The sequence below is a fragment of the Halobacillus karajensis genome, from assembly GCF_900108515.1.
GTDB classification, from domain to species: domain Bacteria; phylum Bacillota; class Bacilli; order Bacillales; family Halobacillaceae; genus Halobacillus; species Halobacillus karajensis.
Genome location: NZ_FNWW01000001.1, coordinates 1,058,135 through 1,065,855, shown reverse-complemented (window position 1 = coordinate 1,065,855; position 7,721 = coordinate 1,058,135). Strand labels below are relative to the sequence as shown.

General features: G+C 42.6%; 9 protein-coding genes and 1 other RNA gene. 1 reads left to right on the top strand and 9 read right to left on the bottom strand.

Features of this window, described 5'->3' with window-relative positions; translation table 11 throughout:
- Nucleotides 1-551 precede the first annotated feature (551 nt).
- The 7 genes from BLW54_RS04975 to tadA form a co-directional block, all read right to left on the bottom strand.
- On the bottom strand, nucleotides 552-815 hold the full coding sequence (locus BLW54_RS04975) for a pro-sigmaK processing inhibitor BofA family protein (protein WP_035507417.1): 264 nt from the start codon (nucleotides 813-815) through the stop codon (nucleotides 552-554).
- Between the two features lie 72 nt (nucleotides 816-887).
- On the bottom strand, nucleotides 888-1,103 hold the full coding sequence (locus BLW54_RS04970; RefSeq protein ID WP_035507415.1) for a YaaL family protein: 216 nt from the start codon (nucleotides 1,101-1,103) through the stop codon (nucleotides 888-890).
- Between the two features lie 16 nt (nucleotides 1,104-1,119).
- Nucleotides 1,120-1,716 (bottom strand): recombination mediator RecR, encoded by a 597-nt coding sequence (gene recR, locus BLW54_RS04965; RefSeq protein ID WP_035507414.1) that lies wholly within the window; start codon nucleotides 1,714-1,716, stop codon nucleotides 1,120-1,122.
- Nucleotides 1,717-1,727: 11 nt separating this feature from the next.
- On the bottom strand, nucleotides 1,728-2,045 hold the full coding sequence (locus BLW54_RS04960; protein ID WP_035507411.1) for a YbaB/EbfC family nucleoid-associated protein: 318 nt from the start codon (nucleotides 2,043-2,045) through the stop codon (nucleotides 1,728-1,730).
- A gap of 25 nt (nucleotides 2,046-2,070) precedes the next feature.
- Entirely contained in the window at nucleotides 2,071-3,792 is a 1,722-nt protein-coding gene (gene dnaX, locus BLW54_RS04955) for a DNA polymerase III subunit gamma/tau (protein WP_035507409.1), read from the bottom strand.
- Between the two features lie 180 nt (nucleotides 3,793-3,972).
- Nucleotides 3,973-4,238: signal recognition particle sRNA large type (gene ffs / locus BLW54_RS04950), an RNA gene on the bottom strand.
- Between the two features lie 50 nt (nucleotides 4,239-4,288).
- A complete protein-coding gene (tadA, locus tag BLW54_RS04945; RefSeq protein WP_035507403.1) occupies nucleotides 4,289-4,771 on the bottom strand; it encodes a tRNA adenosine(34) deaminase TadA in 483 nt (160 codons plus the stop codon).
- Between the two features lie 82 nt (nucleotides 4,772-4,853).
- Between tadA and BLW54_RS04940 the strand changes: the two genes are divergently transcribed.
- Entirely contained in the window at nucleotides 4,854-6,140 is a 1,287-nt protein-coding gene (locus BLW54_RS04940) for a glycoside hydrolase family 18 protein (protein ID WP_035507401.1), read from the top strand.
- 83 nt (nucleotides 6,141-6,223) lie between these two features.
- Here the strand turns inward: BLW54_RS04940 and BLW54_RS04935 are convergent, their stop codons facing one another.
- A complete protein-coding gene (locus BLW54_RS04935; protein ID WP_035507400.1) occupies nucleotides 6,224-6,991 on the bottom strand; it encodes a DUF3891 family protein in 768 nt (255 codons plus the stop codon).
- Nucleotides 6,992-7,195: 204 nt separating this feature from the next.
- Complete coding sequence (locus BLW54_RS04930) at nucleotides 7,196-7,708, bottom strand: type 1 glutamine amidotransferase domain-containing protein (protein WP_035507399.1); 513 nt, start codon at nucleotides 7,706-7,708, stop codon at nucleotides 7,196-7,198.
- Nucleotides 7,709-7,721: the final 13 nt, after the last annotated feature.

Here is a 7,721-nt window from a genome sequence, read left to right as displayed (position 1 = left end):
TTAAGTTTGACTTGCTCATTTGCACACCGAATGTGCTTGTTTAAAATCTCTTCTATATAAGAAGAAATGTTTGACGTACTGGTTGGTTCGTTCAGTTTTCAAAGATCAATGTTTGGTTCGCCTCTTCAAAACAGCGACTTAATTAATATATCATGTTCAGTCGTTATCGTCAACAACTTTTTTATGATTTATTTTATTAAGCCGTTGCGGCTTGCCGCTCTCTTAATGCGACAATTAATAATATATCATGGCTGTTTGGAGGATGCAATAGTTTTTTTAAAAATATATATCTTCTATGATCACCCTTTATTATAGTAAGCGAGCTAAATCTCCCTCCTTATTCTACATTGAAATAAACACGAGAATCCCTAGTACCCATACAGAATTGTTCCGCGTTCTCTCTTATATAGTAGAAACTAAAAAACAGGTGATCTGCTGCTCACTCCAAAACTTATCTCAAACCTCTCTGGGATTCCACACTTTCCTTAGGGCCCCAATCATTGGATTTATATTCCAAACTAAAATAAAAAGGTGAAGACGAATCTTCACCTTTAAATGACCCATAAGTGTATAGCTGTAAGAGATAGCACTCCAGGAATACCCAACACCGCAGAGATGGCAGCCGTAAATCCATTGATCGGTATGTGTAACCCGAATTGGGCCCCAAAAAGATTCACAAAGAATAATAAAATGACGGCTACAATCACCCGTGTCATTACTTGACCTACAATTTTTATTGGCTTTGTTGGCAGACCAATAACCAATAATAGAGGAATAGCCAAGCCTAATAATAAAATTACGAGTACCGGATCCATAAAAAACCCCCTTGTCCAAGCTGCTGTTTTATATAAACAGTCTATGCTTGTAACCAAGGGGGTAGTACAGATTTAAGATAATGCGTTAATTCCTCGATATCTTGCCTCCCGAAGCAAGTAGAAATATTTCGCTTTTATAACAGCTAAGTCCATCAACCCGTCTTCACTAGGGTCTATACTTTGCTCAATGATCGTATTTAAGGACTCCCATTCTTGTTTCATCTTCCTGATATTTAAGAGAAGTTCTTGATCCATTTCTTTTTTGACTGTTTTCTTTTTGCTAAACAAGCCTTTTCACCCTCTCCTAGAGTTCTCGGCGCCCTTCAAGAGCTTTGGAAAGGGTCACTTCATCTGCATATTCAAGGTCTCCGCCTACAGGGAGCCCGTGTGCAATTCTAGTCATTCGAATTCCAGAAGGTTTAACAAGACGGGAAATGTACATCGCGGTTGCTTCACCTTCAATATTCGGGTTGGTCGCAAGAATCAGCTCTTCAATTCCTTCATCTTTCAATCGATCAATTAAACTTGCAACATTAATATCTTCCGGTCCAATTCCATCCATTGGTGAGATCGCGCCGTGGAGAACGTGGTATTTCCCGCTGAATTCTTTCATCTTCTCCATAGCGATGACATCTTTCGGATCCTGTACGACACAGATTAATGTCTGATCTCTGGACTCATCTTGACAAATAGAGCAGGGATCCTGGTCAGTAATGTGGCCACAGATCGAGCAATGAGTTAACTCCCTTTTCGCACTAACTAGGGATTTAGCAAAGTCGAGAACGTCGTCCTCTTCCATTTCTAAAACGAAAAAGGCCAGCCGGACAGCCGTCTTCGGACCGATTCCTGGCAGTTTCGTAAAACTGTCGATCAGTTTTGATATAGGTTCCGGGTAATACATGAAAATTCCTCCTAGAACATTCCTCCAGGCATACCTTTCGTGAATTGTCCCATAGTATCATTCGTTTTATCATCCACTTGCTTGAGTACATCGTTTGTAGCAGTGATAATTAAATCCTGCAACATTTCAACGTCATCTGGATCAACGACTTCTTCGTCTATCGCAACGTCGGTAATTTCCTTCTTTCCATTAGCTGTTACTTTAACCATTCCACCACCTGCAGAAGATTCAAAAGTCATTTCATAAAGTTCTTCCTGAGCCTTCATCATTTTCTTTTGCATCTTTTGCATTTGTTTCATCATATTATTCATGTTTCCTCCACCACGCATGGAGCATTCCTCCTTTAAGTACCTGTTAGTCTTGGACTTCTATCAAATCATCTCCGACTAATTTTCGGGCTTCTGAGACCAAAGGTTCTTCTTCGCCACCCTGTTGGGGCGATTCGCCTTCTTCGCCTTCTTCCACGGAACCCCCGTCGGTTGATTGCTTTTGTTTACGGACATACTCTTCTCTAATCTCTTGCCAGTTTGGCTCTGGAATCGGAATAATCGTCATAGGTTTTCCGATGAATTCAATAAGCAGTGGTTCGATTGTCTGTTGATGCTCAAGCGCCAAAGAACAATGAATATCATACCGGAAGGCTAGAATCAGAGCTTTGGATGAGGCAGCCCTTGGCTTGCTGTTTAAAAGTGTTGCATGTGCTGGCGCATTGTTCCTCTTTAAAGCTTCCATAAAATCTGCCCAACGCCCTTGAACATTTTTAATGTCTTCCTTCGAGGCTTCATTAAGCACTTGGCGAATACGTTCATAAGGAACATTATACCCTTTTCTTCCGGATTTTGCAGGCGCTCGCTTCTTGGTGGACTTTGCTTGTGTCTGCCCTTCGGCCCCTTGTTGCTTGAGCGTCGTCAATTCTTTCTCCAATTCAGCCATTTTCTTTGTCAGCTTGTCTACCGTTTCCGATTCAGCCGGCTTCCCCTGGACAGGCCCTGCCTGGACTTCTACCATATTAAGCATGGCAATTTCTATGAAGACTTTTGGACTCGTGGTCCATTTCATTTCTTGCTGACAACGATTCAACTCACGAATCGCTTGTTGGATCCAACCGGGAGAGAGTTCCTCTGACAACCCCTTGAAAGATTCGTCAGGAATAGCCCTTTCTAAATTATGTTCAAGGTCTGGTGCGCTTTGGAACAGAAGCAAGTCCCTTAAATAATAAATAAGGTCGAACACAAACCTTCCAGGATCTTTTCCTTGCTGGATCAAATCATCCACCGCTTCGAGGGCAGACCTGGCGTCCTGATTATAAAGCGACTGCAAAACAGCGGTCAGTTTCCCTTGAGAAACCGATCCTGTCACCGCAAGAACATCTTCAAGAGTCACTTCATCTTCACTGTATGATACCGCCTGATCAAGAAGACTTAAGGCATCCCGCATCCCACCTTCAGCCGTAAGCGCAACAATCTCAAGCGCTTCTTTTGAGATGGGAATTCCTTCAACCTCTGTAATCTTCTCCATACGGTCCACCATGGATTTCTGAGAAATCCGTTTGAAATCAAAACGCTGACACCTGGAAATAATCGTCAGTGGAATTTTATGAGGTTCTGTCGTTGCCAAAATGAAAATGACATGCTTTGGGGGCTCTTCCAACGTCTTAAGTAATGCATTAAAAGCACCCATGGAGAGCATGTGTACTTCATCAATAATATAAACCTTATAAGGCACCGCACTCGGAGCATACTTCACCTTGTCCCGGATTTCACGAATCTGCTCGACTCCATTATTTGAAGCGGCATCAATTTCAATGACATCCGAAATTGAACCATCCTGAATACCAAGGCAGGCATCACACTCATTACACGGTTCCTTTACAGGGGAACGTTCGCAGTTGACGGCTTTTGCGAATATTTTTGCAGCACTTGTCTTCCCTGTTCCCCTCGGTCCAGAAAATAAGTATGCATGAGAAAATTTATTCTGCTCAATCGCATTCTGCAGTGTACGTGTGATATGCGTTTGTCCAACGACTCCTTCAAAATTCCGCGGGCGCCATACGCGATATAAAGCCTGATAGCTCATAAAAACCGTTCTCCCTTACTAGTCTCTACCTCATTATACCTGATTCAAGGTTGGGATGTGAACCTCTGGTGTGCCCTGAAACACCATGGAACAAAAATTCTTCCCTTTGCCCCCATGGACAATTAAAAAAAGAGCTGTTATGAATATTCATAACAGCTCTTTTTTGTTTCATATGTAATGCCGTGCACCCATCTTCGATGATGTGGCCCTAAGCGTTACTTATGGTTATGGCTCGACCCAGGCACTCCCACGGCACACGGGAGAGACAGCTTACTGCTGCTTCCTTCCGGACCTGACAGGATTCACTGGTTCCCGTTGCGCAGGACCTGGGTGTCAACACCACTCACATAAGGCAGACCCTAAGGCCGCATCACCTCGGATGGGGATTCGGCCTCGCTATAGCGGATTGCGAGTACAGGGCACCGCTACCTCCCCGCTTAGCACGGCATTAACAAGTATATCGGCTTTTCATAGAAAATGCAATGATTAAACACTGTTAATTATTAGTAAAAGGTGATTTTTTTTTGTTTTTTCGTATATTACGGAAAAACTGTGTAAGCATTTCCCCGCATGTCTTTTCTAGAACGCCTGCATGAACTTCTGATTTATGATTAAAACGATCATCATCCAGTAAATTAAGAAGCGTCCCGGCACTCCCTGCTTTAGGATCTTTAGCCCCATATACAACTTTAGGAATTCTTGATTGTAATATAGCCCCCGCACACATAGGACAGGGCTCTAATGTGACATACAGCGTACATTCTTCCAGGCGCCAGCTGCCGATATGCTGATTCGCTCGTTCTATTGCAATGAATTCTGCATGGGAGGAGGCAAGTTGGGAAGCCTCACGTTGATTATATCCCCTAGCAATAATTTCCCCATCTTTAATAATAACAGCTCCAATTGGAACTTCCCCTTCTGCTTCTGCTTTCTCAGCTTCTTTGATAGCAAGCTTCATATAGTGTTCCTCATTCAACATGACCATCCCCCTGTAACTTTTTCAAGAATATTTCTGTTTTCCTCTTTCATACATTGATAAAGATGAGAAAGGAGTGATCCATTTGCAAATTCACGTCGTTCAGCAAGGAGATTCGGTATTTTCCATTGCTGGTCTCTATGATAGTACGCCAAATGCCATTATCGAGGCAAATGAACTGGAGACTCCCGGTGACCTTGTCATCGGTCAAGCACTGGTAATCCCGATTGTCGGCCAATTTTATTTTGTCCAACAGGGGGACAGCTTATATTCCATTGCCCAGGAGTTTAATACGACACCTCAACAATTAGCTCAAGTTAATGGTCTGCAGGTCGGAGCAGTGCTTCCTGTCGGTTTACGTCTGTATATTCCTGATGCACCGCCCCGGTCTATTACAGCGAATGCATATATTGAACCTTTTGGAGGAGAGGTATCTGATACCTTAAGGTCTTCCGCTGAAAATAGGGCGGCATCCCTGACCTATTTAGCTCCCTTCAGTTATGAAATTCAGGAAGACGGTTCGTTAAAAGCACCACCGCTTGATAACTTTAAGGAGATTGCTCAGCAGAACGATACAGCGCTCATGATGGTAGTCACAAACTTAGCAGAGGATGGATTTGATCGGGAGTTAGGCCGGAAAATTCTCACTGACGAAGCCTTGCAAGATACGCTGCTCGACAATATTATCCAAATAACCAGACAAGTCGGGTTTCAGGACGTCCACTTCGATATGGAATTTCTACCACCAGAAACGAAAGAGAATTATAACCAGTTTTTAAGAAAAGCAAAGCAGCGTCTGTCGGCAGAAGGTTTACTCATTTCTACGGCTCTCGCACCAAAAACTAGCGCTGAACAGCAAGGGGCCTGGTACGAAGCCCATGACTATAAAACCCATGGGGAAATTGTAGACTTTGTGGTCTTAATGACATATGAATGGGGATATAGCGGAGGGCCACCACGTGCAGTAGCACCCATTGGTCCTGTAACAGAAGTAGTGGATTATGCGCTTACTGAAATGCCAGCAGAGAAGATCCTGCTTGGACAAAATTTATACGGCTATGACTGGACCCTTCCATATGAACCGGGAGGGGAGTTTGCAAAGGCCATTAGCCCTCAGCAGGCAATCCAAATTGCAAGAGAAAATAATGTTGCGATTTCTTATGATCAAGAAGAGCAAGCCCCTTACTTCACGTATACGGATAGCTCTGGGAATGAACATGAAGTATGGTTTGAGGATGCACGATCTATTCAAAAGAAATTCGACTTGATCAAAGAACGGGGTCTCCTTGGCATTAGTTATTGGAAACTGGGCCTTGCCTTTCCGCAAAACTGGCTCTTACTAAATGGACAGTTCAGCATTGATAAAAAATAAAAAGGAAAACACTTTCCATCCCAGCGGCCATCTCTCGTTCACAAGAAGAGAAAGTCACTTACATCTTAATTAAATGTAAGTGACTATTCTATTTTTATAAATGTAATCGTATATCTGGATACACCTGTCTCTTGAAAAGCTTTAGATAGTCCTTTTTCCTCTATCTCCTGCTTTGAGACCGCCCGGTAAGGAATATCAACACTGAATGGATACTCGAATGGAAAAGGGTCAACGGAAACACTTGTTTCATCCACCCAGTTTGCAAGCATACCATCAGGCGCAAAATCAAAAGCCTGTCTGAAACCTTCCTTAAACCAAGGAACTTCCTTTTTCTTCGGAGTTCCTGGTTCTTGCATACATACATAAAGGGAAAGGTCATCACAGAATTGCAAGCGACGAAAATGCAGATCATACACATCGTAGGGGATATCCATTTCCATCGATGCGAACAAGTCTTTTTGACGCTTTTTCTCCTCCGTTAAAAATGCCTGCACCAGCGGATTATCATCCTTTTCAGAGAAGAAAGAAGCATAGTGCATACTGCAAAGCATACCAGCATACATTGATTGACTGGCCACTTCCTGAATTCCCCGTTGATAAGCTGACAACTTCTTTTTTAATGGATAATCGACAAATGTATAAGGCCGTTCCTTATCTTCATTCCATTCCGGATCCTGATCCAACGGAATCCAAGCACGGTCATGCTGCTGAATTGCCCAATCTGCTTCCTCTCTCAGCTTTGAACGCAATAAATAATGGTTTTTCCATTGTTCTACAATTTGCCTGGAAATAATGGCATGGTCGTGTTGGGCGATCATATGGAAGTAGTTCTCTTTTTCAAGGACGATCATCGTTTTTTCCTCCCTCTCACATCGAATGCAGATTATGTAATCAGAACAGTGCATCAGTTTTCTTTTTATTATATAGGAACTTCCTTAACCTCTCTACATCACCTCTAAATAAATAGCTTCTTTTTTATGTTGATAAACTCCTGCTCTATACAAAAAAGGAAAAGCCACGAAGACTATGTCCTCGCGGCTTTTCTATTTATTTTATTATTTTAACAGTTTTAAGGATTCACGGTTGAAAGCTGGAATGTCATCCGGTTGGCGGCTTGTCACCAATTGATCCTGACATACAACGACTTCTTTATCCTCGTAATTTACACCCGCATATTCCATGTCTACAGCGATGGATTTGAAACCGGTAGCCTTACGACCTTCAAGTGTTTTAGCTGTGATTAATAGCTGAGGTCCGTGGCAGATAGCGAAGACTGGTTTCTTCTCATCCATAAAGTGTTTAGCGAAAGAGACAAATTTTTCGTCCCCGCGTAGAATATCCGGAGAAAAACCACCAGGGATAAATAATGCATCAAAGTCTTCCGGTTTTACATCATCAATGGATGTATCAATTTTAATTTTAGCCTCTCCCTGCTTTCCTTCTACCTCTTTTCCTGCTTCCCACTCGATGGTCGTTACTTCATGGCCTTCTTTTGAAAAAGCTTCTGCAGGGCTTGTATATTCTACATCTTCAAACATAGACGTCATGACACAAGCGATCTTACTCATATCTAATCATCTC